Here is a 26,439-nt window from a genome sequence, read left to right on the forward strand (position 1 = left end):
TCATTCGTTGCCCAGCGTCCTGCACCTTGCGATGGTTTCACCGGTTTTCAAATAGGTGTAGCCCGGCATTTCAAACAAAACGGGCTTAAATTTGCTGTAATCTATCTTGCCGGCATCATTCAGAATTTCTTCCTCCGCATAGGTATGCTTGATCTCCAGAATAAAGTTCTCGAATGTTTTGGTCTCATAAACATCCTCTACGACGCATTCCATGGTGAGCTTCGACTCGTTGATCATCGGCGCGCCGGTTTCACCGATGCTAAAATCAAACACTTTGGATTTATCCGTATTTGCACCGCTGACGCAGCCTACATAGTCCGCCTTTTTCAGCAATGCCTCGTCTATAATATTGACAGAAAGCACTTTTGTTTCTTTGACACCCTGATTGGTATAATGGGGCTTGGCCAGGCTTACCATGATGCGGTCATGTGCAGGAATGCCAATATGAGCAACCAGCACCCAGTTGGGCTTTCCATTTATCATCGTACCAACGACAGCCACTGGCGTAGGATATAACGCTGTTACAGAACCAATATTTTTTTTCATTAGAATTACCTCCCAAAAATCTGATTTTTCATAAGTTAGTTAACACTACCAAGGTTCACAAAACCATTTTTTAATCCCAAGTTTTCTATCCCTATCAATTTCTCTACCGTTTTAACTTGTTATATTCTTCATCTGTTACGGGTTCGCACCATTCAGTGTTTGAGCCTTCAGTTGAAACAGACAAAGATAGATGTGCAAATGCTTCATCCTGCACGGCTCCATGCCAATGTTTAATTTCCGGCGCTATATACACTACATCACCGCTTTTCAAAGACTGGGCTTCTTTCCCGGACTCTTGATACCAGCCGTGTCCTCCAACACAGATCAATATCTGCCCGCAGCCATGATGAATATGCCAATTGTTACGGCATCCCGGCTCAAATGTGATATTATAGATGGCCACTTCTTTATCATTCAAAAAACTTAAGTAGCTCTTCCCGATAAAATATGGAGCAAAGGCTATATTTTCTTCCCCCAACGGAAAATCAGATACATTTTCTAATTCCTTTCTTTCCATGATAATAACTACTCCTTCCGTTTTTCATCCCTTCGATTATTAAGCATATACTTCTTTGGCCAATGCAAATGCTGCCCACGCATTAGGCCACCCTACATAGAAGGCAAGATGAGTAATAATTTCTGCCATTTCCTCAGCGCTAACACCATTATTTTTTGCATTGGCGATATGATATTTCAGAGAATTATCAAAAATACCTTTTGCTATAAGAGCAGTTACCGTAATAATACTACGGTCCCTTAATGATAATTTATCTTCTCTTGACCACACCTCTCCAAAAAGAACATCATCATTTAATTCGGCAAATTTCGGTGCAAATGATCCAAGGGCATCTCTGCCCGCTGTCTGTTTTTTCATCATCTTACTATCTTACTCCTTTCATGGTGACATCCTCAAATCTCGGATATATTAAGGATGCTACCGAGCATTATTCGTGAATTTTCCATCCATTCAGCCACTTTGCCGTTTCAGGTGAAAAATGATCGATAATTTCGCTGTGACCAAGATCCAGCTTTGCAATATTAGTCATATCTTCATCACTGAGTGCAAAATCCCAGATGTTAAGATTTTCTTCAATACGTTCCTTCCGTTTTGACTTAGGAATAATAACTACTCCGCGCTGAACATTCCAACGAAGAACAACCTGGGCAACAGTTTTATCATATTTGCTTGCGATGCTGGTCAGTATTTCGTTTGTAAAAATACCATGCTTACCCTCAGCCAAAGGACCCCATGCCTGCGGCTGCACGCCAAATTCTTTCATGATTTTAAGCGCCTCATCCTGCTGGAAAAATGGGTGGATTTCCACTTGATTGACTGCAGGGATAATCCTTGCATTAACGCATAAATCAGCCAGACGATCAGGATAAAAGTTGCTCACACCAATCGCCCGAATTTTCCCCTCTTCATAAAGTTCTTCCATCGCTCTCCAAGAACCATAATAATCATTAAATGGCTGATGAATCAGATATAAATCCAGATATTCAAGCCCCAGCTTATCCAAAGAAGTCTGGAATGCTTTTTTTGCTTTTTCATAACCGGCGTCCTGAATCCACAATTTGGTAGTAATAAACAATTCTTCTCGTGGAATACCACTCTTTCTGATTGCTGCTCCAACGGCCTCCTCATTAAAGTAAGCAGATGCAGTATCAATCAAACGATAGCCCGCGTCCAATGCATCTGAAACAGCCTGTTCACAGACCTTGGCGTCTTCTATCTGAAACACGCCGAAACCTTCCATTGGTATTCTTATTCCATTATTTAAAGTCACATAATCCATGATAAAAATCCTCCTATCTATATGATCTCTTAAGCACCTCAACAACATCTTCATGCGTCATTTCACATGGATTGGCTGCGAACAATCCGCCCATGGTTTCACGGGCATTGGTCGCAATTTTATCAAATTCATCCGGTGTGATGCCATAGTCGCTCATTTTGAGATCCGCCACTCCGCACGCCTTTTGCAAATCCACCAGTGCGGTAATGAAATCTTCAGGCTTATCGGCATCTTTGATTCCCATTGCCTTTGCCATAGTAATAAATCTCTCATCGCATACGTGCTTTTCAATAAAGAATTCATAGAACGCCTTTGAAATCATGATAAGCCCTGCACCGTGAGGCAACTCCTGATGATATGCGCTCATAGCATGCTCAATTGAATGCTCTGCCGTAGTTACGCTTATGGTCATAACTATACCGGAAAGGGTATTGGCAAAAGCCATGCGCTCTCTTGCTTCCATGTCGCTGCCGTCTTTTACCGCACATGGGAGATATTTAGCTGTATTTTCAATTGCGGTTAAGGCATACATATCGCTCATCAGGCTTGCAAATTTTGAAATATAGCTTTCTGTAGCATGAAAAAGCGTGTCAAAACCCTGATAAGCGGTAAATTTAGGCGGAACAGTTTTCATCAGTTCAGGATCAATTATAGAAAGAACCGGGAACAAACGGTCATCACCGCCGAAACCGATTTTTTCATTGGTTTCGTCATTTGTGATAACACCCCATTGGTCCGCTTCCGAACCGGTTCCAGCGGTTGTAGTAATGCAAACTACCGGAAGCGGATCATTTACAATTGCTTTGCCTTTGCCGGTGCCGCCATTGATATAATCCCAAATGTCGCCGTCGTTTGTTGCCATTGCCGCCATTGCTTTGGAAGCGTCCATGACACTGCCGCCGCCGAGGGCAACTATAAAGTCACAGCCGTTATCCTTTGCTGTTTTTGCCCCTGCCATAACCGTAGACTTAATAGGATTTGCCTGCACTTTATCAAATACAACACTCTCTGCACCCGCTTTGGTAAGTTCCTTTAATGTGCGGTCAAGCGAACCGTTCTCTTTAACAGATTTTCCGTTTGAAATTACTACCATTGCCTTTTTGCCGGGAAGTTTCTGCTTATGAAGTTCGTTAAGTCTTCCGCAGCCGAAAATAAATCTTGTCGGTACATACATATTAAAGCTCATTTTTAATTCCTCCTATGGTTTATCATTTCATAAGTTGACACATACACCCGTATGTGATAATATAATAATAAACTTGAGAGTTAACTCTAAGTCAAGAGGTTTTTTAGAGTTATTTTGTCTTTTTAAGTGAATTTTTTCTTAATAATCATTTAACAAAGATTTTCACATTTTGGAGGTTGATTATGTATTACACCATCGGTGAGATTGCTAAAAAAGTTAATATTTCCCCGCATACCCTGCGTTTTTATGCAAAAGAAGGATTACTGCCCTTTGTTGAACGCAGCGAAAGCGGAATCCGAATGTTCAAAGATGAAGATTTTGAAGGCTTAATGATAATAGAATGTTTGAAAAAGACCGGCATGCCAATTAAAGATATTAAAACCTTTATCGATTGGGTTATGGAAGGAGATTCAACAATCGATAAAAGGCTTGAAATGTTTAAAAAGCAGAAAGCGGCTGTCGAAAAGCAAATTGCCCAGTTGCAAGAAACCCTTGAACTTTTGAAATATAAATGCTGGTATTATGAAACTGCAAAAAATGCCGGCACTTGCGAGGTACACAGCAAAATTAAAATGGAAGACATACCAGAAGATATACGGCCTGTAAAAGAAAATCTTAAAAAAATCCGCAAACTGTATTAAATTAAAATGCACACCTTCCTGTAAGCTGCAGAAAGGTGTGCATTTTTAGCTTTTAGAATAAATTTATGCAAGTAGATATGTTCCCACAAACACGTCAAAATATTTCAACCCCGTCTTTTCCGTCTACACAACCCTGCCTGCTGAAAGCCGCTCCGAGAGACTGTGGATGTGTTTCCACAAACAGTTGTGCAAACAAAAATACAAGGCTTTCCGGTATCTCCACCGTTAAAAAGCACATTCGGCAGATGGCAAAATACTGGAAAGCCCTGTATTCAAGCCGTTTTTCAACCTTTTATTTATTATTCACATTTGTCATCAATACCACGCACTCAACGTGCGCTGTATGTGGGAACATGTCCACCGGCTGGACTTCCAACGGCTCATAGCCAAGTTCGGATAGTCTCCTAACGTCCCTGGCCAGTGTGGCTGGATCGCAGGATATATATACAATCCGCCGCGCGCCGCTGTTGGCCGCCGCTTCCAGAACTTTCGGCCGGCAGCCGCTGCGTGGCGGGTCCAGCACGATCACACTTGGCTTAAAACCTTTTGCAATATGCTGCGGCAGCACCTTTTCCGCCGGACCTTCGTAAAAGCTGGCGTTTTTGATCCCATTTAATTCGGCATTAACCCTGGCATCCTGAACGGCCCCGGTTACTACCTCATACCCCCGCACCATGGCCGACTTACGCGCGGCATAAAGGGTTATGGTGCCTACCCCGCAATAGGCATCGGCCAGTTCTTCTTGTCCCTGTAAATTGCAATAGTCAAGTGCAATTTGATACAAAACGGCTGTCTGCACCGGGTTAACCTGATAAAAAGAGCCGGCGGAAATTTTAAATTTCAGACCGTTGATTTCGTCCACAATGAATTCTGTCCCGGCCAGGCGCTTATAACGTCCATAACCCTTTTTATCAGCAGGTCGCTTGTATTCGATCACTGAAATCACGCCCGGAATTGAAATCAGCCCTTCAGCCAGGCTTATTAAACTACTGTTTTTTCCGGGTTCCGCTATCAATATAACCATGATTTCTCCGGAGCTGCCCCGGCGCAACTGGATTTCCTCAGGTATGTCCTGATGCCTACCGCTGTTTTCTTCCATTAGCCTGCGGGCTGACATTGCCACCTCGTTTAGTTCCCTGTGGGCAAGCAGGCATGGCTCTTCTTCGTTGCCATCTATAATTGCCAGCCGGTGCGATTCCTGCTCGTAAAAACCAAGGAGCACCCTACCGTTGCGCCTCCGCACCTTAAAGCGAACATTATTCCGGTAATGCCACGGGTCTGCCATGCCGATTATTGGTTTGACTAAAGACCCGTCTGCGCCCCCGATACGGGTTATGTTTTGCCTTACCAGCCCGGTTTTTAATCGTAGCTGTTCTTCGTAGGTTATATGCTGCAGCCTGCACCCGCCACATTTGCTTGCAACTGAACATAATGGCGCTTGGCGGTTCCTGGAGGGACTAATTATCTCCAGCGGGATACCCCGGGCGTAGTTATTGCGAACTTCCGTCAAGCGTACCGAAACAAGTTCGCCCGGTACGGTGCCGGGCACGAATACAACTCTGCCATCATCCCGGCCCACTCCTTCCCCGTCATGATTGATATCATTTATCTCAACTTTGATCTCCCTGCCTTCCAGCAAGCGAAATCACCCCGGTTTCTTATTTATATTTATACACATTTTCTATTTTACCCCTGATAAATGAAAATCCTGCCCATGCAGGATAAAAAGAAACAGCACACCGCGTCGATAACAATAGTGAATGGTGTCCATAATATATAAATATACTTATTGGGAATTATATCAAGGTGAGCGTATGAAAACGATAGGACCTAATCCGGATGCAGTAGCAAAAAACCCTGCCAATTCAGGGCAGGGTACATAGTTTCATTTAGACTTACGCAGTAACTTTAACGGATTCTCGCATTTTAAAATCATGTTTACCCCAAGTGGTTAAATCCACCGCCTGCAGTATTATCCCCGTCGTCCGAAATAATTCATCCTCTGTCAGTTCTCCCAAGGATACAGATACCGGCAGTTGCATATCCCGCCCGTCACGCACGACCGTCACGGCTAATTGCACCCTACCCCTGTTTTCATCGGAGCATACAAAGTGAAGTCCCGAAATTCTGGGATCTCTGCTAACCAGCTCGGCCTCTATGCGATTTAACAGGCCCTCTAACATTACCAAACACTCCTTAATAGGTACTTTATATCAGTCTATAACAGATTGTTTCTTTTGTTTGATATTTTCCGTAAAAAGACAAATAAAGAATCCCAGCGGGGACAAAACGAAAGAAGTAACCATAAAAACCGCTTAACGTTATATTCGGGCAGTTTATTCGCAAATAATGAACATTAGAACAAAATATAGGAAAATAATAGCCCTCCTTCCCATCAGGTTAAGAAAGAGGGCTTCTTTTATTCTTTAAACCCGCGCCGCTTGGCGTCAAGCAAACGGGACGCGGTAGCTTCCTTTTTAGCTTCTTTATTTTTATCGCTTCGGGTTTCATCCTTCTTGGAACCAACAGCGCCTGTATTCTTCTCGCTGGTTTTGCTCGTTCCTTTTTCAACCGCCGGAGCATCGCCGGAACGGTTGAACGGTTTTTCCGGGCCGGCCGTTTCCCGTCTCTTGAGGCGCAAATTTTGAACCGCAGACAGGGTTTCACCGGCCCATGCCGGTTTATCCCCGTTGGCCGCGCGTCCGGGCAGCAGCTTTTGCACAATCAACTGCCGGTAGCGCCGCAGGGCGGCACGCTCTTCGGCACCGATGATCAGGCGTCGCCCTGTCACGTCACCCAGCCAGACAATGGCCGCCAGGGCCAGCAACAGCGGGGTCAGGTCGCGCCGGGCTTGCACCGGAGGCAAGTTTTTTAAAAATGCTTGCTCCGGTTTTTCCAAAACCGCACCACCGCCTGCCCGGGCAATGGCCTGCAGTGCATTGCTGTCAACACCGGTTTCCTGATATTCAGAGGAGTACGGCACCACAACCCCGCCGCGGGCCAGCAATTGACTTTGTTCCTTGCCGCCGCCGGCTATCGCCACCAGGTAGGCTCCCGGTTTTCCAGCCGGCTGCCGGGCCGAGTAGCGGCCGGGGCCATCGGGGTTTAGCGGAACAGTCACGGTATCCCCCCCGGGCCCGGTAACCAGCGCTTTAAGGTCCCGCACTTCCCGCCAACCGCCGGAATCCTCGACCTCAACCTGTAAATCACGTCCCGACAGGCCGGAACCCGGTATCACATCGGCCTGCACGCGCAGGGAATCTGTAGTGTCTGCCGGCAAAATCCAGGAAAGCACATTCCCCCACAGCCTGGGGAAAACCGCTCCCAGCCAATCGGTGCTCCAGCGCCCGCCCGCGTCCGGAGTCCAGGCCACACTCCGGCCCAAGCCGTACTGCCATGCCGCCAGCACCGGGTCGCCACGGGGCGATACCAGCAGCGTTTCCGCCAATTCCTTGGGCGACACTGTAATGTAACCATTTAGTGGCGGCACTTGCTCCAGGCCGCGCAATAGCGGGTTCCAATACGCAACCTGTGGGTAAAACTTTTCATTAACTGCAAAACTCCTCGTTGCCATTAAGGTTTCTTTAGTGAATATTGACGGGATGCTGTCCGCGTCAGCAGTGGCATAAAACCTACCCCGCCCCAGTTCGGATAGGGCTTTAAGCATACCGGCATCGGCTTCGGCACCCACCGCCACAGTACTTAAACTAATCCCATCGGACCGCATATCAGCCAGTAGAGATTGGTAATCTCCGCCGCTGGCTGAAATCCCGTCCGTCAGTAAAATAATGTGCTTAACCTGGGTCGGCAGATCACGCAGAGTCTGGTACGCCGCCAGCAAAGGCGGGTAAATCTCGGTCCCGCCACCTGCTTGAATGCTGCCAATTAACTGCTGCAATTTTTCTTTGTCTTCAACCGGCCCCGGCGGCGCCACCCACCAGGGCATGGTATCAAAAGCCACAACCCCAACCCGGTCTCGTTTGGTGAGCATAGAAACGCTGCGGGCGGCGGCATCCCTGGCCAGTGCTATTTTTTCTGCGCCACCCGCCATCCCGGCCATGCTGCCGGACTTATCAATTACCAGCATCAATCCCAGTGAGGGCATTTCGCCCCGCCCTTTAATATCCATACTAACGGGCAGAGCGCGTTCCAGCGCTGTTCCGGCATAGCCGCCGGGACCGAATGAGTCGGGCCCGCCCGTCATCACCAGCCCGCCGCCCACATCCCGGACGTACGTCTCCAGTTCGCTCATAACATGTTCGCCAAGGCTGTAAGCCGGCACATCCAGCAGAAATACCGCCTGGTACCGGGCCCAGCCGGCAATACCCCGGGGGGCGGCCGCAGGTTCCTTGATCTCCACATCCACCCGGCCCGATGCCCGCAGCGCGCCGGCCAGGTTTTGCGCCTGGGCGGCATCCTCCGCCAGTACCAGCACCCTGGGGGGACCGGATACTTCCTGGATCCCGCCGGCCTCGTTGTTGGCGGCAAAGGCGTCGGCAGACCGGTCCAGGGGTGATATTTTAACCCGGTAACGGTGGAGCCCTGCCTCTCCCGCCGGCACCGACAGGGTTAACCTGTTCTCGCCCGGTTGTAACTGCACCGGCCTGGCGGCCAGCAGTTGATCATCGCGTTCAAGGTACAGGTCGCCGTCTACAGCATTATCCGATGTTACTGCAATTTCAACCAAAGTATTTTCGCCCACCCGGGACCGGGGTGACAGGTGCAGCGAGTCCAGACGGATATCGGGGCCTGCCGGTGCTCCCGCGGGGACAACGTCCACCCGCACCCCCTCGGCGTGCAGGGACCGGGCCGCGGCCACGGCATCGCCGCCGGTGTCCCGGCCGTCCGTAACTAAAACAACTCTTCGCCTGGCATCCCGGGGTAATATTGAGCGCGAAAAACGAAGCGCCTCACCAATCACACTGGATTCCGGTCCCGGGTCGGTGGCGGCACGGTAGAAGGACGGCTGCTCGCCGGGCGGCTCTTCCACCAGCGCCTGCCGGCCAAAGGAGATTACACCGGCCACGGTGCCGGCAGGTTTTTTCCCCAGCGCCTCCCTGATCCACTGCTCGCCCTTGCCAACAGCGGAGCCCACGCTGTCTGAAACATCCAGGGCAAAGACCACCGCCTGCCGGTTGATGGTGCTGACAAAACCGGGACCGGTCAGGGCGGCAATTAGTAAAAACAGCAGCAACAGACGGGTGTATAACCTGCGCCGCTCCCTCTGCTTGTGGCTCTCCGGACCTGGCATCTGCAGCCAGGGCAGCCTGAGACGCCAGGCCAGCCAGCCCAGCAGCGGCAGGAGCAGCCACCACAAGGGATCACTAAAGCTAACGCCCACGACTGGCCACCCCCCATTCAACCATAATCAGCAAAAGGGCAGCCAGTGCAAGTAATTTCATCAAGGCTAAAGGCCGCCTCGCCTGTTCATTTTGTTTTTCGCCGGACCCAGTGCCTCCTGCCGCCTGTCGCGGGTCGCTCACCTTGAGGTCCGACTCCATGGAACTGTAGCCGTTCACTGCAATTTCATGTACCGAACTGCCGCCCTCCCGGTAGGCAATCACCCGGTACAGGCCCGGTTCGCCAGGCACCCAGGGTGAGGGCGGGAAAGGCGGGGCAATCTCTTCAGCAGCTCCGCCCTGTGCTTTAACCACTATACTTGTGGCCGGAAACGGGGAAACAATTCCAACCTCATCACCAGGACGGACCTGTCCGGGCGCACCAAGGGAAGGCGGCACCAGCCAGTCCACCGTATTTTGGAGCAAAACCGGAAAAGCAGGGCGCAGCGGCAGATCAGAACGATGCAGGTTGACTGACCAAAACGCCATCCTTTTTCCTTCCACCTCGCCGTGGACAAATAGATTATTATTGCCTGACTTTATATCCGGGTGCCAGTCCGATCCCGCTTGCAGGGTCCGGGCGTTTCCGGTATTTACCCCGGCCAGATCCACATATTTTACCAGCGGGCTGTCCTGCACCGCGGACAGTTCAACCTGGCCCGTAGACGCTCCCACTGTAAGACCCGGCACCGGTTTTCCCGCCGGCGGGTCCAACAGCAGCGCCGCGCCGGGCGGCAGCGGGCCGGATAGGCCGTCCAGCACCGTTAGATCATATGGATATTCTCCGTCCGTCAGCAGGCGGTATCGCGCCGCATCCGCCGTGTATACCTCCGAATTTGGCAGCAGTCCCAGAGCGCGCTCTAAAAATATGTTACCCCCGGTAACCAGCAAAATTTTGCGTTTGGCCTTTTGTTCCGGTACCGCCCAGGCCCTGTTATCCAATTCCAGCAAATCCATCTCCGGCAGGTCAGGTTTTAGCTCCGCCGACACGCTTACGCCTGCGGGCAGGTCAGGCCACAGCAGGTATTGCACCTGCCCGGGAGGCAGCTTAAACTTTTTGCTTCCCGCCGGGTAATTGCCCGTCATTAGCGAGACCACGCCTGATGCCTCTTGCGATCCAAGGTTGACCACAGTTACCTGGGCGGCTTGGCCGTTGCCGGCGGGGCGCAGATTGATTGAGCCAATCGCGATACTGGCGTCACCTTTCCCCACGTGAATGAACTCAAAAGTTGCAGCAGTACCTGCCGGCAGTCTGACCCCACCGTCGCTCACCAGCACCAGCCGTGGTTTGTCATGGTGCCTGGCCAGTGCCTGCGCCAGCGTTAAGGCTTGCCCCACGTTCCCTTCGGCCGCCGAAGGGGTAATGTTCTGTAACGCCAGGCGCACTTCCCGCTGATCAGATCCGTCCCGGACCAATACCCTGGGCTGCCGGTCAAAGGCAATTACGGTAATGGTGGAGCCGCCGCGCAGACCCGCCGCCAAATCTTCCACCTCCTGCCGGGCCTGGTCGAATCGAGTCCGGTCCCCTTCCCGTGCCTTCATGCTGGCCGAAGTATCCAGCAGCACAATGGTGTCGCGGGAGGAAGCCCGGGCCAGCCACACCGGTCCCATGGCGGCCAGCACCAGCAATACCGCAGCCAGCAGCTGCAGCCAGAGCAAAAGTCGTGATTGCAGCCGCTGCCAGGGCTTGCTGGCTTCCAGGTCGGCGGCAACCGCGCGCCACAGCAGTGTACTGGGCACCTGAACCTGTTTTCTCCTTGGTCGTAATATGTAAAGGGCCAGTATGGCCGGTACGGTCAGCGCCAGCCACCACCACCCCGCATTACTAAAAAACACCTCGACACCTCCCGGGGGTCAGGCTTAAACTATACCACTAGCTTGCTGTTCCTTTACTCAATACTCCGTTTAGCGGCAGATAGCGTAATAGGGTTTCCGCAAGCGGCCGGCCGCTGTTTATCATTACCCGCCGGGCACCCCACCGGCGACAGCTGTCGTCCAGTGTCTTATAAAATTCATCAAGCCGCTCTCTATAATCGCGCAATGCCGCAGGAGTCAGGGAAACTTCCACCCGCTCGCCGGTCTCCATGTCCTGCATGGCCCATTCCCCCTCACCCGGCGGTTCAAGCTCACCGGGGGCAAGGATGTGCAGCAGGGTGCCGACCATACCCCGGCTGGCGGCAAGACACAGCATTTCTTCCACACCCGGCGGGTCCAGCAAGTCTGAAAACACAAACAAAGATGTTGCGCCGGGAACGGCGGCAATGCCACACTGAAGACATTCTTTTAAAGCTGTGCCGCCGCCGAATTGGGTTTGTCCCAGCCAATTCCAAAAAACCGGTAAGGAATTTCTACCGCTGCAGGGATTAAAAACGTGCCTATTCTGACCATTTCTGCCACCGGCCAATTGAATTAAAGACCCGGCCACTGCAGACAACCGGTCGTTTCCGGACACAACACACCCGCCCAGTGCGGCTGCGAGCTGCAATGCATAGCTGCCCTTGTGGGTTTGTCCTTCTCCCCAATCCATGGAGGCGCTGGTGTCCACAACGAAAAGAACAGAGTCCTGGCGTTCATCCAGGAACTCTTTAACGTAAAGCCGCCCCAACCGGGCGTAAGCTTTCCAGTCAACCCGGCGGGGCTCATCGCCAAACGTATATTCACGATAATCGGCAAATTCAACCGCGCCGCCTTTAATTGGCGAACGCCTACCGCCGGCATACCCCCCGGCAACCGGGCGCTGCCGGATCAATCTGTAACCTTCCAGGCGGCTGATCAGAGCAGGGTTGGGTAAAAAATTTTTTGCCACTTAAATATCACCTAATTCATCCTCTGCTGTTGACGCGTTGCGACATGGTTGTTTATACCCCCATGGATTGGATGAGGGTGTCGGGGGTGATGCCGTCTGCGGCGGCCTCGAAGTTGAGCAGCAGCCGGTGGCGCAGTGAGGCCGCAGCTACTTTGCGTATGTCTTCGTAACCCACGCTGGCACGCCCGGCCCGGAAGGCTTCCGCCCTGGCCCCCAGCAGCAGCGCTTGCAGGCCCCGGGGGCCGGAGCCGTAGCGTACGTAGCGGCGCACCTGCTCAGAGGCGGTCGGGCTGTCCGGCCGGGTGGACAGCACCAGTTGCACGGCGTAATCCATAATATCTTTAACCACCACCACCTTGCGCACCAGCTGCTGCCACTGCAGCATTTCACCCGGCTCGAGCACTTTTTTGATCACGGGGCTATCCGCGCCGGTGGTAAGGTTTCCAATGGCCGCCAGTTCTTCCGCCGTGGGAAATGAAACGTTGATTTTAAAGATAAAACGGTCCAGCTGGGCTTCGGGCAATGGGTAGGTGCCTTCCATTTCCAGCGGGTTTTGGGTGGCCAGCACAAAAAAAGGTTCCGGCAGCGGGTGGCCGGCGCCGCCCACAGTGACGGTTTTTTCCTGCATCGCTTCCAGCAGGGCGCTTTGGGTTTTGGGTGTCGCCCGGTTGATTTCATCCGCCAGCAGGATATTTGAAAATACAGGCCCCGGTATGAATTTAAAGGGCTGTCCGGTTGACTTGGCGTCATAAATCTGGGTTCCTGTTATATCTGCCGGCATCAGGTCGGGGGTAAACTGGATGCGCCGGAAGCCCAGCCCCGTTACTCCGCCAATAGTACGGACCAGTGCCGTTTTGCCCAGGCCCGGTACCCCTTCCAGCAACACATGGCCTCCTGCCAGCATGGCTATGAGTACCTGGTGGACGACATCCTTTTGCCCTATGATAACAGCACCGATGGCGTCCTCCATTTCCTGCAGCCGCCTCCCGGCCTTTTCCAGCACTTCGCGCACCGCAGCGTCACCGCCGCCGGTTAATTTATCATGGGTTGTAGTTTCCTCGTGAGCCTTGTAATCCTCATTAAGCTCAATTAGCTCTTGAACCATTTTTCTTCCCCCGTTTTTATTCCCCATTTTCCTCGCCAAGGGAACTGAAATAGCTCCAGACCAGGTTCTCCATTTCCGGCGGCAGCGGCGCCCGGCTAAGGGATTCATGGGCTTCGGCCATGTACCGCCCGTAAACCTCTTGATAAGGGCGCAGCGCTCCCAAAGCGGTGGGCGAGCTTTCCAGGCTGACCTCATTACCGGCCTGACCTTGTCGAACCTGTCCGGCAACACGGCTCTTTTCGCCTTCGCCGGGCAAAAACGGAGTATAGACCATATTAAGCCCGCTGCCCGTCCTGCCCGCGCCGGACCCGCCGCTGCCCTGCCCGCCATTTCCCACGCCGCTGCCATTGCCGTTGGAATTGCCGGTCGCGCCGCCATTTTGGCTGCCCCGGCCGCTGCCGTCCCCATCCCCGCCGGAACCGTTGCCGGCGTCATTACCGCTGCCCGGTGGGCCAGGATCGGAACTGAAGCCGGAATCAGCCGCGGCGCCGCCGGACCCGCCCAATTCAGCACTGCCTGCGGAGGCCAAGCCCATATTGCCTGACTCTCCACCTCCGGCCAGGCCGCCGGCCAGGGCCGCCAATGACGCCGAGGCGCTTCCCAGTGCCGCCTCCGCGCCGGCCGTTTGGGCCGCATTGGCCAGGGCACCGGACAGCGCGCCGGCCGCCGCGGCCAGGCCGGCGTCTCCCTGCCCGGCAGTATTCGCGGACTTGCCTCCGGACCGCCGGCCTGCGTCGAGCGCTGCACCGGCCGCATCTTTAAGCGCTTGCCGCAAGGCCGGGTCGCTCACTGCTCCGGCCCCGCTATATAGGGCGGAGGCTATTTGTTTTCTTTTTTCATCATCCGCTTTTAGCATAGCTTTCTCCAGAACCTGCACCGCCCGGTCAATATCAGCGGAATCGCCTTTCCGCAGCGCTCCGGCCAGCCCCTGCCATTCTTTACCGTTCATCTTCCCCCAGCCGGCCGCCAGGCGTTCCAAATCCTTTTTAGCTGTCATGCCTAAAACAGCCCTGGCCTGGTCCAGCTGCCAGCGGGCTGTTTCCAGTTTATTTGCAGCCTCCTGCCTGTCGCCTGAGTTTTTGATGTCCCGGGGGAGGCTTGCCATCTGTTTTCTAACGTCATCAGGCAGAATGTTATTGCCTTTGATTTTAACGTCTTTGACCAGCTCCACCGCACTGCGGGCTTGCTCCGCCGCCAGTTTAAGGGCCTCCCGCTCCTGGCGCACAGACGTCCGGTATGCGGCCAGCGGGTTGGGCAAAAAAGTATAAGCCAGCAGCATGGCGGCCAGCAACCACACACCACCCCACGACTTTGGCCGGGGAATAACCGGATAGCCCTCCGCCAAGGCCGGGCTCTTGTCCCGGCAATCTGTCATGACTTCGTTTTTAGCTGCCCGGGCCCAGTCGTCACCGGACCGTTGTTCGAGCAATCTGTAAGCTGTAACGGCCGAGCCGTTTAACCCGGCCAGGTCCGCAACGCTCACCAGGGTAAGGGCATCAGGGCGCAGGTAAACCCGCAGCCCCCCAGCCAGCAGGGCCACGGCTGCACCAATACCCGCCGCAATAAAGGCGGAAAAAAGCCAGAGCCGGGATAAGGCCAGCAGTGCCACTGCCGCAGCAGAGCCCCATAACAGCGCCAGCCTGGCGCTTTCCAGCCAATAGCGCAGCATTACCTTTTTGCCCAGCGGGGCCAGCGCCCGGGCCAGTTCAGGGTCGGGCCAACCTCTCCGCCGGGGTTTTTTAAGATCGGGTTGGGGAAATTTGAATAACATGCACATCAACTCCCGCCGGCACGAGCCCCGGCCGTCCTTCTGCGGGCGCGCCATGCGTGCCAGGGCTTGCGCGGGGTTATGGCCGCAATGGCAATTACCAGTGACAACAGGGTCAATATCACCTGGTTCAAGGCAAACCGGGCCCAGTATGGCCAAGCCGCCAATCCTTTCGGTTTGTTTTTCTCCCCTCCGGCGGCACTTACCGGATACGCTGAACTATAGCTATAACCCATTTTCATAGCATATTCACGCATCAGCCGGGGCTGAAACTGCTGCATCAGCTCATTCATGACCGAACTGATCAGGGGGATGCCCCTGCCGGGGCTGATATCGCCCGCTCCCGGCATGGCGTCGGCCAGCGCGGATAGCGGGCTCATGAAAACATACCAGGGTATGCCCGGAAGCTCAAAATTCGGTTCCCCTGAATATTGGGGCTCGGCGTAATTACTTCCACCCGCCGTTATACCGGCCACCACCAGTGTTCCAAAAATAAGCAGAAATACCAGCACCAGAGAAACGATAGTGGCAGCCTGGCTTCGTTTGATCACCGCGGAAAGGCATAATCCCAGCGCACCATAGCCAAGGCCGGTGAGCATGCATACCAGGACACCCATGAACATGTCGGCCGGTGGAATTCCCCCGAACAGGAACACCACAGCCATCACGGGCAGGGCGGCCAGCACCAGAAACAGCAGATAAGCCACCGAGGCAAGCCACTTGCCCAGCACGATACCTGTAAGCGAAGCCCTGGTCACCAGCAATAAATCATAGGTCCGCCTTTCACGCTCGCCGCTGATGGCGCCGGCCGCCACTGCAGGAGCGATAAAGGATAATAACAGCACCAACCCGAAAATAAGGATGCCGTAAAAGGACAGTCCCACATTGGGATAAATATAATTGTTCTTATCAAGGTTGAGCCACAAGAAAGCAACAGTGCCGCCGCTCATTAAACCTAAATAAACGGTGAGCAGCACCGGCGAGCGCCATCCCCTGGTGCGGGAACGCATTTCCTTGCTTAACATGGGAACCAGGCCATTACGCGTACCGGCTCCCAAATTCTTTAATATACTCATGCTCCGTTCACCTCCCGGGCCAGTTGGATAAAGGTATCTTCAAGACTCTGCTCGGTCTGTGCAAAATGCACCACCTGAGCCTCCGAGCCCACGATTTCTCTCAATAAGGCGGCTATGTCGCCCGGATCGCCGGACAGCCGGAATTCAACCTGGTTTACCGCCTTACTGAGGATTCCCGCACCCGGCCATCCTTCGATGATGGCAACGGCAGCTTCCACCGGCCCGTTGCAGCGCAAGATAAATTTCCTCACCCGGTCCCCGGCCAGCATATCGCTTAGCGGCCCCTGCCGCAGCAACCGCCCTTCCCTGATCATCCCCACGTGGGTGCACAGGTCGGCCAGTTCGGAAAGAATATGGCTGCTGATAATTATGGTCTTACCCATACGGCATAATTCTCTCAGTATCTCCCGCATTTCAACCCGGGCCAGGGGGTCAAGCCCGCTGGCCGGCTCGTCCAGCAGCAGTACCTGCGGGTCATGGATCAGGGAGCGGGCCAGGCACAGGCGCTGCTGCATACCACGGGACAACGTGTCCACAAAGGCGTCCCGCTTGTGTCCAAGCTCAACCAGCTCCAGCAAGTCATCCCGCAGTTTCCGGGCCACCTCCCCCCTGATACCGTACGCGGCAGCGTAAAACAGCAGGTATTCACCCACCCTCAGGTCATCGTAAACACCAAAGAAGTCAGGCATGTAGCCCACCACTTCCCTGATCCCCCGGGGGTCGCGCAGCACATCCCTGCCCGCCACTTCGGCGCGGCCTTCCTCGGGTATCAATAATCCGGCCAGAATGCGCAAAGTGGTGGTCTTACCCGCCCCGTTCTGGCCGATAAAACCGTACACCGATCCTTCAGGGACTTCCAGATCCAAACCCTGCAGCGCCATGACCCGGCCGTACTTTTTGATCAAACCCCTGGTTATTATCATCCCTGATCACCCCCGTAAGCCACCGTAGGCGTCAGCATGTAAAAGCCCGTGCCCTTGTTGGGGTCGCCGCCGGTAACACGCAGCCTTACTTCACCGTCGGGTAAAGCGTAATCACCTGTTAAAGTAAACGTTCCCGGGCCGGAAAGAGTCTGCCAGGCGCCGTGCCCCGGGTGATAGATTTCCAGCACGCCGTCCGGAATCGCCGCCGGTTTCGGGGACGGCGGCCCCATTCCCTTTGCGTTACCCTGCACCGGGAAATAATCCATATGCACGGTAATTTTTTTGACACTGGTTTTAGGCCCGAACCGGGGACTGAACATAAAGCTGATTGAACCGCCATCCAGTCCCATTAAATTATTGTTGCCGAACATCCCCCGCACCTGGGAGTCAATAACCTCGGGCACCACCAGTCCCGCCGGAATATTAAAGATCCCGGCCGGCATTTTTATTTCCGGCTTAAGCACGAACATGGTCAGGTAAAATGGTGTGCCGGAGATCCCCTTCAGACCCGGGTTCCCGGCCGGGCTGTCGCTCCAGGCCAGCACGGTCAGGGGCCAGCCCGTTGCCATGGGGCCTTGCCGGATAATGCCGTTCATCCAGTTATCGATTAAATTGGCCCTGCGCTGCTCCTCGACGGTCAACTGTCTATTTTGGACGGGCGGTGGCATCCCCGGTTTTGGCGACGGCGGCGGCCCGCCCGGATACATGAAAACTTGCCAGGAAGAGGGATAACCCGGTCCCGGGTTTCCCTGGGGGTTATATTGCGGGGCTGAGACTTTCATTTCCACCGAGGCTTCGCCACCCGGTTGCAAATCACCAACCACCCGGTAATCAGAGCCATAGAAAAATGTAGCGTGATCCAGTTTCAGACCGGTATCATTTTTGATTTTGCCAACTAATTGATTGCCTTTGACCTCCACGGTGGCGCCAAGGCCCCTGGCTATACCGGCGGCATCATCGTCCCTAAAGGAAATTGCCCGCATATTCCACTGCGAAGCGTCGCTAAAACGCACTCTCAGGTCGGACCCCCTGATAACGCTGTAGGGCGGGTCGTCATCCTCGCTCATCATCTCCAATGGACGCCCGCCCATGGGCTGTACCATAACCGACCGGTCGGGGTCTTTCATCACTGATTCAAAAACCGGCACGGTGGGGGCAAAATAGCCAACCGCGGTATAGCCGGAAGGGCTTTTGCCGTCCCGGTTGTCCAGAACCTGCACCACGTTGACCAAAACTTTGCCGCCGGACTGCAGCATGTACCCGTATACCGCTCCGGCAAAGAGCACTGCCAGCACCGGCACCGCCACCCAGGTGTATTCCGGGCGGCGCATCCGCCTCAGCACCAAAAACACGCCGGGACCGGCCAACAGCAGAAAGGCTAATAAATACAGGCCCACGGGCCGCCAGCCGGGAAAGGCCTGCACGGGCATATTGGTGGTGTTGCCCACCAGGTTGCCCAGCTTAAAATCATTGCCATAAGGGTTGTAATATTTTTCCTGGTCGACTGGAGTTAAAAACTTTTGCCAAAACGCATTACCCATCGCCCCGGCCTGCCAGGGTGCTTGATTGGGATCAAAACATAGTACGGTGATTCCGCCGTCCCCCAGGATGTACTGCCTACCCAGCGGCTTTTCCTTGGGCCCCCAGGGTGTACCGTCACCGGATAGAACGGCCGCGGGGGCGGCAACAGCACCCGAACCGGCACTGTTCAGCCACTGCGCTGCGGCTTGCCAGCCGGACTGCGGCTCAATTTGTTGAACATTAATATTAATGGTCTGATCCGGCAGGGCTGACAGGGCCTCGTTGATCTCCAGCCCCCCGCTTAAAACCAGCTGGCCGCCGCTTTTCACCCATTCCGCCAGGGCGCTGCGCTGTTCATCACTCAGGGATAGAGCACCTTCGGCGGTGACCAGGATTTGAGTGAAAGCATTCAACTCACCACCCCGGCGGGGAAACAGTTCAGCAGTTAATTCCAATACCATGGGTGACCTGGGCACGCCGTCCGGCATAGTCAGCCGCACCCGTTCCATGGCGGCCGGAACCTGTCCCAGTACGCCCACCGCTCCGGGCATAGGGCCATTGATTACCGCCGCTTTACTTTTTTCACTAACCCTGGCCACTTCCTTGCTGCCGCTTTTAAAAACAAAATCAGTACGGCCGCCCGACCCGTCAGCCGGAAACCACAACGTTACTGTCTTTTCCGCCCCGGCCGGCAGCGATACCATTGCTCCATAAGCAGACGACGGGAAAAATTTTGAAAGCTGCTTGGTCCCTGGTGCTGCTCCGGGCTGCGGCGGAAGCATATACACCTGGTAATTGATTGCTTCGATCGTGCCGGCAAGATCTCTTTTTCCGGTATTCTTCATTTTAACCACGGCGGGCGCGTACCTGCCCGGCACCACCTTACCCTGCCAGCCAAGTTCCACCTTGATTTGAACCGGGCTGTCATCAGGTTTTGCCCAGGCCGAACCAGGCATAATAAAGAACATAAACAACAAAAGGATGGCCGTTACTACATGCGTCCACCCGCAAGTCATGGTTTTAAAACACGAATTCCTGCAACCGGTCTCATTCAAACACAAACACCCCCGCACTTATATTCTACAACAGGTGACGTTAATCACCACCTTTTAGTTCCAGTAATGATAAAATTTTTCCTAAAAAGTGAAAACAACTCTTAAAAATCCCCGGGCTTAACATTGGTTAGCCGCCAACAATATAATTTTCGATGCCAAATTACCATTTTTATGGGTAAGGCAGAATTAAAAAATGCAGCTCTTCCAGAGCTGCATTTTAGTGCTTCCACTTGCTCTTGCCATGATGGTCTTTGCAAACAAAAATGTTTATATTGCTCTTTTAACTACTTTTGTAAGTTGGCGGTATTATTAGGTATGACTTGAATTTTCCGTATTCGATAAATTTATCATATAATTCCAGTTCTTGAATCAAAAATGCTAAAAATAATTCCCGGATGTCAGGAGACGTGCTATGAATATATGCCATAATATGGGTTGGCAAAAAACTTTGAATTCCCCTTAAAACGCGCCGGTAAATATACCTGTCGGTAATAGCCCCTATATTATTTATTGCCCGGGTTTGTTTCGGGTGTCTGTACGGCAGCGGTATCCCATATGCCAGCATTTCTTTTTCCAATTTGGACACATGCTCGCCAAGGGTTTTTTTACCCAAAGCGAGAATCAGCTTTAAATCCGCGTCACTGGCAAAAGCCTCCAAAAAATTCGTTAAATGAAGTACATTATATCTCTGCACCAGATGGTTCCAAAGGTGAAAAACATCGCTGACACATATATCTTTTTGTCTGTCCCCGGTGGACAAGGTTCGTTCGGTTATTTTTTTCATATATTTTAACAGCTTCAACTTAACACCTCCCGGGCCGGTTTTTTTTACCCCAAAGCTAGGTATTATAATTGGGCGGCAGGTTGAGATAACCCTTAAATTTGCCATATTCAACCAGCAACTCGTGCAATTCCATTGTCAACAACATGTGATTCTTAATTGCCTTAATTATTTTTGGTGTGGTGCTTTGCATATAGCCGGCGGCAAGGATGGGAAAGAAGGATTGGATGCTTTCATATAAACTCTGGTAAATGTCCCTATCGTTGATGTACTCCATCTTGATTGGTGTATTGACACCGGCGGGCGGCCTGGCCGGGAATGGCACGCCATAATTGTCCATTATTTGCTCCATATGGTTGATACCAGTTTGAAGGGCGGCTACGATTTTACCTGAAATATACCTTAAATCAACATCATCAATGAAATTTTCAATGATTTGGATACTCTCCAACTGGTCTAATTTTGCCACCATGATATCCCAAATATTGAAAATTTCACTGACACTAATAAATTGTTGTTTTTCTCTGGTTGACTTGCCTATTTCTTTAATGTTTTGGATCTTATCCATTATATCTACCAAAATTATTACCTTCTTGCTTGCTTAGTTTTTATTATTGTGGGCGCATTTATAAAAAAATATGCCATGTAATATCAATCCAACTTAAATCTTGTTCAACTTTTACAAATTCAGGCTTTTTGACGGGTTGAAACCCCTCATCTTCTGCAGCGGATTCTGAAGCGCAAGGCCGGCTATTTGATGAGACCCATCAGCTGCCAGTAGGGGATACATAGCAAATGTCCTTTGTGACATTCAGACGAAACTGCCAAAAAAACAGCACTGCCTCTCATTTGTTGAGGAGCAGTGCTTCAATGCTATTGCCAGTTCTTATAGCGCTTCTACTACTGAAGCGCAGCGGGGGCATATTTCAGGATGCTGTTCATTCCGGCCTACTTCTTCATGGTACATCCAGCAGCGGGCGCACTTGGTCCCGGCAGCCCGGGATACTCCCACCGCCAGCCCCGGCACATCTTCCACAGCCAGGGTATCTACGGTTTTCTCCGCCAGCTGGTGCATCGTAACACCGGAAACAATGAAAAGCACAGAAAGTTCTTCACCAAACGTATTTAGAAATTCGGATAAATTCTCATCTACGTAAAGGTGAACCCGGGCCTCCAGTGAGTTGCCGATTACTTTTTCCTGGCGCGCTTTTTCCAAAGCCCGGTTAACCACGCCGCGGATTTTCATAAAGCGCCCCCATTTTTCTTCAAGGGCAGCATCAATGTACCGGTCGTCAGGTTCCGGCATATCATTAAGCTGAACACTTTCCGGAGCACCTTCTCCTTTGGGCAGGTAACGCCATATTTCTTCAGTGGTGAAGGTCAACACCGGCGCCAAAAGGCGTACCAGTGCTTGCAGGGATTCATACATAACCGTCTGGGCCGAACGCCTAACGGCAGAATCTGCCTTTTCACAATACAGCCGGTCCTTGATTATATCCAGGTACTGGGCGCTCATATCCACAGTGCAGAAATTGTGAATGGCATGATAGACCGTGTGAAACTCATAGTTTCGGTAAGCGGCCAGCACCTTTTCAATCAGCCGGTGCAGCCTCAGCATTGCCCACCGGTCGATTTCCGGCATTTTTTCACTGGGCACGGAATCTTTGGCGGGATCAAAGTCGTAGATATTACCCAGCATAAACCTGCAGGTGTTTCTGATTTTGCGGTACGATTCGGTCAGCTGTTTTAAAATGTTCTGGGAAACCGCCAGGTCTCCCCGGTAATCCGCTGAGGATACCCACAAACGCAGAATATCCGCACCCATTTGTTTAATTACTTTCAGCGGGTCGACTACGTTGCCCAGTGATTTACTCATTTTGCGGCCGTTTTCATCAACCACGAACCCGTGCGTGAGCACAGCCCGGTACGGGGCCCGGCCGGTTACAGCCACTGCCGTGTTTAATGAAGAGTTGAACCAGCCGCGGTGCTGGTCGCTGCCTTCTAGGTACAGGTCGGCAGGCCAGGTCAGGTCCGGCCAGATTTCCGGTTCGTCCAGAACAGCCAGGTGACTTGAACCGCTGTCGAACCAGACGTCCATGATATCGGTTTCCTTGGTAAATTCCCTGGCGCCGCATTCCGGACAGGCCAGGCCACCAGGCACCAGGTCGGCAGCCTCGCGGGCAAACCAGACATCCGAGCCATGCTCCCTGAACAGCTTTTGCAGGTGGCTGATGGTCAGGTCATTGATAATTTCCTTGCCGCAAGCCCGGCAGTAAAAAATAGGGATGGGAACGCCCCAGGTCCTCTGGCGCGACACACACCAGTCGCCCCGGTTGGCCACCATGTTATGAATTCTGTCTCTGCCCCAGGCGGGTATCCAGCGCACATCGTCAATGGCGCCCAGGGCCGCCTGGCGGAACCCCTCAATGGATGCAAACCACTGCTCGGTGGCCCGGAAAAAGACCGGCTGCTTACAGCGCCAGCAATGGGGATACTGGTGGCTGATTTTGTCCGACTTAATCAATGTTCCTGTTTCCCGCAGGGTTTCCAGAATGTTTCCATTGGCTTCGTGGTATAACTGACCGGCAAACCGGCCACCTTCAGAGGTAAACCGCCCCCTGCCGTCAACGGGAGACAGGATGGGCAGGTCGTATTTCAACCCCACCAGGTAGTCCTCGTGGCCGTGTCCGGGAGCGGTGTGCACACAACCGGTCCCGGCGTCCAGGGTGACATGGTCGCCCAGGATGACCAGTGAATCCCGGTCGATAAAGGGGTGGCCGCACACTATCCGCTCAAGGTCGACTCCCTTGAAACTTTGTAAAATACTGCCTTCCTCCAGGCCGGTTTCCCGCAGGAACGAATCTTTCAATTCCCGCGCAATAAGGTATTTTTCATTGCCGCACTGCATTAAAATATAATCAAAATCAGGGTGCAGGGTAACGGCCACGTTGGCCACCAGCGTCCAGGGCGTGGTGGTCCAGATGACTGCATAGGTGTTTTGTTCCGGTATCACACCCTTGCCGTCCCGCACGGGGAACTTAACAAAAATTGAGGGCGATTTCTTATCGGCATACTCAACTTCCGCTTCGGCCAGGGCGGTTTCACAGGTGGCACACCAGTAGACCGGTTTAAGGCCTTTATAGATATAGCCCCGCTTGGCCATCTCGCCGAAAACGCCGATCTGCCTGGCCTCAAAGTGCGGCATCAGGGTAAAGTAAGGGTGCCCCCAGTCACCGCGCACACCCAGGCGCTTAAATTCCTCCCGTTGAATATCAACGAACTGTAGCGCGTAATCTTTACATTTATTTCTAAACTCCACAATATCAATGGCATGGCGGTTGATACCCATGTTCTTGATAGCCTGCTGCTCAATCGGCAGCCCGTGCGTATCCCACCCTGGCACGTATGGAGCATCGTAGCCGGTCATGGAGTGAAATTTAACCACTATGTCTTTAAGCACCTTGTTTAAAGTGTGGCCCAGGTGGATATGCCCGTTGGCGTAAGGCGGGCCGTCGTGCAGGATAAACTTGGGCCTGCCGCTGTTCTTTTGCTGCACCTTGTGGTAAATATCAATTTCATCCCAGAATTGCATAATTTCCGGCTCACGCTGGGGTAGATTACCCCGCATGGGGAAGTCGGTTTTGGGTAGGTTTAGTGTTTTTCCATAATCCATTTTGTAAACGACACCTCTATCTTTGCTTTTCAAGAGAATGTTCGAAAAGTCCACGCCAGGTCCATTTCGAACTATAAAAAAACCGCCCCGTAAGGGACGGATCTTTCCGCGGTACCACCCTAATAGCAACCGGCATTCAAGCCGGTCCCCACTTGAAACCTTTAACGGCGGTTAACCGGGCAAACTTAATTTCCCGCAGGATTTCAGACGCCGCCTCCCGGGTGATTTTGGAGCGTTTTGCTGTACCCGGCTCACACCTTACCCGGGTTCTCTGGACAGCCTGCAACGCCTACTCTTCCCGTTCACTGGCTTTTCAATAAGATTATAAATTTTGAAACTACTCAGGAGTCAGGAGTCAGATTAAGAAAGCGGTTTACCATCTATAAGTATTTTGAATTCTGACTACTGAATTCTGAATACCTGAATAGCAGCTATAATATTATATATAATAATTGGATTTCAGTCAACTGCCGAGCTTTTTCAACACAGCATCCGCTGATATTCCTTCAATTCTGACTGTTTTGTTTCTGCCCGTCTGCCCATGGGTTATTTCCACCCTGTTTTTAGCAACTCCCAAAAGCCCCGCTAAAAACTCGCAGCAGGCTTTGTTGGCCGCCCCGTCAACCGGCGGGGCGGTCAGTCGCAGTTTAACCGCACCATCCAAAAAACCAGCCACCTGGTTTTTTGAAGCCCTGGGTTGTACCTTAACCCTGATACTCACTCCCTGGCCGTCGTCTTTAATATCCAACATGCGTTAACCAACCCAACCCTCTTGATCATGGCTATCCTCTGCAATTTCCTGATCACCAGAGTCAACACCGGTATCCCTTTTTTCCTCCCGGTCTTCGATTGACGCGGCTGCCTCGAACAATCCCAAACCTGCTTTTGCCAGAAGTTCCCCGGCCTCATCTTCCTGGCCCGCCAGCAGTTCCAACTGGGCTTCCAGAAAAGAGCGGAATTTTATTCTAAATACGCTGGCCTGCTTTTCCAAAAAACGGTATTCATCCATTAAAACCCTGACGCGTTCCTCCGCCTCCCTGATCCTGTAGCGTGCCCGTTCTCGCGCTTCCTGCAGGGTTTGTCCAGCCTTGGATTCAGCCTCGCCAATGATTTTCTCCGCGTTGAGGCGCGCGTCCTCCGTGATCATGTCCGCCTGCTGGCGGGCGTTGCGCATCAGGTCGTCTGCATTTTTCTGAGCCATAATCACAGCGTCCTTAATTATCTTTTCCATCTCCAGATACCGCGCTTTGGCCGCCTCGCTGGCTTCGAGTTTCTCCTTAAGTGACTGGTTTTCAACATACAATAACTCATAGTCACGTACCAACTGGTCCAGAAACTGATCCACTTCGTCTTCGCTGTAACCGCGAAAAGCTCGTTTAAATTCCTTCTTTTGAATATCCAGGGGAGTAAGCACCGGACCACACCTCCATAAAGATCTAATTAAATGTACCGTCTTAGCAGTAAGCCCAAACGACCTTTTTTAGTCTTGCCTCCGGTTTCAATCACTTCAACGCGGCCCCTTCCCCGAACGGAAATCATATCTCCGGCGTTAACCCCGGCGGAAGGGTCCAAACAGGGACGCCAATTTAAATAAACCTTTCCGGACGTTATTTCCCCCGCCATTTTACTCCTGGAAAGCCCGAAACCATGCGCTGCAACAGCGTCAATGCGCATGGATTGAACCGTGGTCTTAATCTCACGGCATTCCCTTGCGGGAAGAACCAAATCAGTCCGGCCGATTTCCCTGACACTAACCCCGGTACGTCCTACCGCTGTTAACCCGGACTTGATGTAGCCGGCAATTTCTTTGGCCACAATCAAGTGGGCGCCGTTTTCATCAACAAGTATATCCCCCAGCTTTTCCCGGCGGATGCCAAGTCCCATCAAAGCGCCCAGGTAATCCCGGTGGGTTACCGGCTTAAAACGGAAATTGCCCTTGATCTCCAAAAAAGCAAGTCCATCTTCCGTAACTTCAGGCAGGTAATCAGGAGAAATTAAAACCCGCGACCTTTCCGCCGCGGGGTAACCGCCGTCCACCCCGGCTGCCAGGCCGGGTATTGTTTCAACGGTTCTGGCTATAAGCCCGCAGCGATAGGGGTCGTAAAAATCAGTAAACTGAGTCCGGTGAGTTTTCAAGGCTATTTCTCCAAGGTCCAGAACCCGGGCCAGGATTTCCCTGTCTTCCGGGGTTACTGCCGCATCCAGCAGCTTATCGCGGCTCAT

The 26,439-nt window shown here is 52.6% G+C and carries 22 protein-coding genes and 1 other annotated feature; of the genes, 1 reads left to right on the top strand and 21 read right to left on the bottom strand.

The features are described 5' to 3' along the window. The 5 genes from H569_RS0109475 to H569_RS0109495 all read right to left on the bottom strand — a co-directional run bounded on the left by H569_RS0109475 (window position 1) and on the right by H569_RS0109495 (window position 3,528). Window positions 1-546 carry a flavin reductase family protein gene (locus H569_RS0109475; protein WP_027364810.1) on the bottom strand — a complete coding sequence of 182 codons (546 nt, stop codon included), beginning with the start codon at window positions 544-546 and terminating at the stop codon, window positions 1-3. Window positions 547-649: 103 nt separating this feature from the next. After that, window positions 650-1,063, bottom strand: a complete 414-nt coding sequence (locus H569_RS0109480; protein WP_027364811.1) for a cupin domain-containing protein — start codon at window positions 1,061-1,063, stop codon at window positions 650-652. A gap of 39 nt (window positions 1,064-1,102) precedes the next feature. Continuing rightward, entirely contained in the window at window positions 1,103-1,420 is a 318-nt protein-coding gene (locus H569_RS0109485; RefSeq protein WP_027364812.1) for a carboxymuconolactone decarboxylase family protein, read from the bottom strand. Window positions 1,421-1,490: 70 nt separating this feature from the next. Next, window positions 1,491-2,342 (bottom strand): aldo/keto reductase, encoded by an 852-nt coding sequence (locus tag H569_RS0109490; RefSeq protein ID WP_027364813.1) that lies wholly within the window; start codon window positions 2,340-2,342, stop codon window positions 1,491-1,493. A 13-nt stretch (window positions 2,343-2,355) separates the two neighbouring features. Continuing rightward, window positions 2,356-3,528 (bottom strand): iron-containing alcohol dehydrogenase, encoded by a 1,173-nt coding sequence (locus H569_RS0109495; protein WP_027364814.1) that lies wholly within the window; start codon window positions 3,526-3,528, stop codon window positions 2,356-2,358. Window positions 3,529-3,710: 182 nt separating this feature from the next. On the opposite strand from H569_RS0109495, the gene H569_RS0109500 reads away from it, so the two are divergent. Continuing rightward, on the top strand, window positions 3,711-4,169 hold the full coding sequence (locus H569_RS0109500) for a MerR family transcriptional regulator (RefSeq protein ID WP_027364815.1): 459 nt from the start codon (window positions 3,711-3,713) through the stop codon (window positions 4,167-4,169). Between the two features lie 292 nt (window positions 4,170-4,461). Here H569_RS0109500 and rlmD read toward each other — a convergent pair whose 3' ends face one another. The 16 genes from rlmD to H569_RS0109595 form a co-directional block, all read right to left on the bottom strand. Beyond that, window positions 4,462-5,808: a 23S rRNA (uracil(1939)-C(5))-methyltransferase RlmD gene (rlmD, locus tag H569_RS0109505; protein ID WP_051273529.1), complete on the bottom strand. Its 1,347-nt coding sequence runs from the start codon at window positions 5,806-5,808 to the stop codon at window positions 4,462-4,464. Between the two features lie 256 nt (window positions 5,809-6,064). After that, window positions 6,065-6,352 carry a hypothetical protein gene (locus H569_RS0109510; protein WP_027364817.1) on the bottom strand — a complete coding sequence of 96 codons (288 nt, stop codon included), beginning with the start codon at window positions 6,350-6,352 and terminating at the stop codon, window positions 6,065-6,067. 236 nt (window positions 6,353-6,588) lie between these two features. Continuing rightward, window positions 6,589-9,510, bottom strand: coding sequence for a VWA domain-containing protein (locus H569_RS0109515; RefSeq protein WP_051273530.1), 2,922 nt, complete (start codon window positions 9,508-9,510; stop codon window positions 6,589-6,591). Continuing rightward, the gene (locus tag H569_RS0109530) at window positions 9,500-11,344 is read right to left on the bottom strand and encodes a vWA domain-containing protein (protein ID WP_027364820.1); all 1,845 of its coding nucleotides are present in this window, start codon (window positions 11,342-11,344) and stop codon (window positions 9,500-9,502) included. Before H569_RS0109530 ends, H569_RS0109515 begins: the two co-directional genes overlap by 11 nt. 37 nt (window positions 11,345-11,381) lie before the next feature. Beyond that, a complete protein-coding gene (locus H569_RS0109535; RefSeq protein ID WP_027364821.1) occupies window positions 11,382-12,314 on the bottom strand; it encodes a DUF58 domain-containing protein in 933 nt (310 codons plus the stop codon). Between the two features lie 52 nt (window positions 12,315-12,366). Next, window positions 12,367-13,419, bottom strand: coding sequence for an AAA family ATPase (locus H569_RS0109540; RefSeq protein ID WP_081410955.1), 1,053 nt, complete (start codon window positions 13,417-13,419; stop codon window positions 12,367-12,369). Window positions 13,420-13,435: 16 nt separating this feature from the next. Continuing rightward, complete coding sequence (locus H569_RS0109545; RefSeq protein ID WP_027364823.1) at window positions 13,436-15,190, bottom strand: hypothetical protein; 1,755 nt, start codon at window positions 15,188-15,190, stop codon at window positions 13,436-13,438. 5 nt (window positions 15,191-15,195) lie between these two features. Beyond that, window positions 15,196-16,263 carry an ABC transporter permease gene (locus H569_RS0109550; protein WP_027364824.1) on the bottom strand — a complete coding sequence of 356 codons (1,068 nt, stop codon included), beginning with the start codon at window positions 16,261-16,263 and terminating at the stop codon, window positions 15,196-15,198. Further along, on the bottom strand, window positions 16,260-17,186 hold the full coding sequence (locus H569_RS0109555) for an ABC transporter ATP-binding protein (protein WP_027364825.1): 927 nt from the start codon (window positions 17,184-17,186) through the stop codon (window positions 16,260-16,262). Before H569_RS0109555 ends, H569_RS0109550 begins: the two co-directional genes overlap by 4 nt. After that, the gene (locus H569_RS0109560) at window positions 17,183-19,762 is read right to left on the bottom strand and encodes a hypothetical protein (protein ID WP_027364826.1); all 2,580 of its coding nucleotides are present in this window, start codon (window positions 19,760-19,762) and stop codon (window positions 17,183-17,185) included. The genes H569_RS0109555 and H569_RS0109560 overlap by 4 nt, the downstream gene beginning before the upstream one ends. Before the next feature lie 280 nt (window positions 19,763-20,042). Then, window positions 20,043-20,564, bottom strand: coding sequence for a DUF3231 family protein (locus H569_RS0109565; RefSeq protein WP_027364827.1), 522 nt, complete (start codon window positions 20,562-20,564; stop codon window positions 20,043-20,045). A gap of 37 nt (window positions 20,565-20,601) precedes the next feature. After that, entirely contained in the window at window positions 20,602-21,123 is a 522-nt protein-coding gene (locus H569_RS0109570; protein WP_027364828.1) for a hypothetical protein, read from the bottom strand. Between the two features lie 306 nt (window positions 21,124-21,429). Further along, complete coding sequence (gene ileS / locus H569_RS0109575) at window positions 21,430-24,216, bottom strand: isoleucine--tRNA ligase (RefSeq protein ID WP_027364829.1); 2,787 nt, start codon at window positions 24,214-24,216, stop codon at window positions 21,430-21,432. An 89-nt stretch (window positions 24,217-24,305) separates the two neighbouring features. Beyond that, window positions 24,306-24,531, bottom strand: a binding site (T-box leader). A 148-nt stretch (window positions 24,532-24,679) separates the two neighbouring features. Next, the gene (locus tag H569_RS0109585; RefSeq protein WP_027364830.1) at window positions 24,680-24,967 is read right to left on the bottom strand and encodes a DUF167 domain-containing protein; all 288 of its coding nucleotides are present in this window, start codon (window positions 24,965-24,967) and stop codon (window positions 24,680-24,682) included. 3 nt (window positions 24,968-24,970) lie between these two features. Then, window positions 24,971-25,630 (bottom strand): DivIVA domain-containing protein, encoded by a 660-nt coding sequence (locus H569_RS19890; protein ID WP_081410956.1) that lies wholly within the window; start codon window positions 25,628-25,630, stop codon window positions 24,971-24,973. 26 nt (window positions 25,631-25,656) lie between these two features. Continuing rightward, entirely contained in the window at window positions 25,657-26,439 is a 783-nt protein-coding gene (locus H569_RS0109595) for a YlmH family RNA-binding protein (protein WP_051273532.1), read from the bottom strand.

It is taken from the genome of Desulfotruncus alcoholivorax DSM 16058 (genome assembly GCF_000430885.1).
GTDB lineage: Bacteria > Bacillota > Desulfotomaculia > Desulfotomaculales > Desulfallaceae > Desulfotruncus > Desulfotruncus alcoholivorax.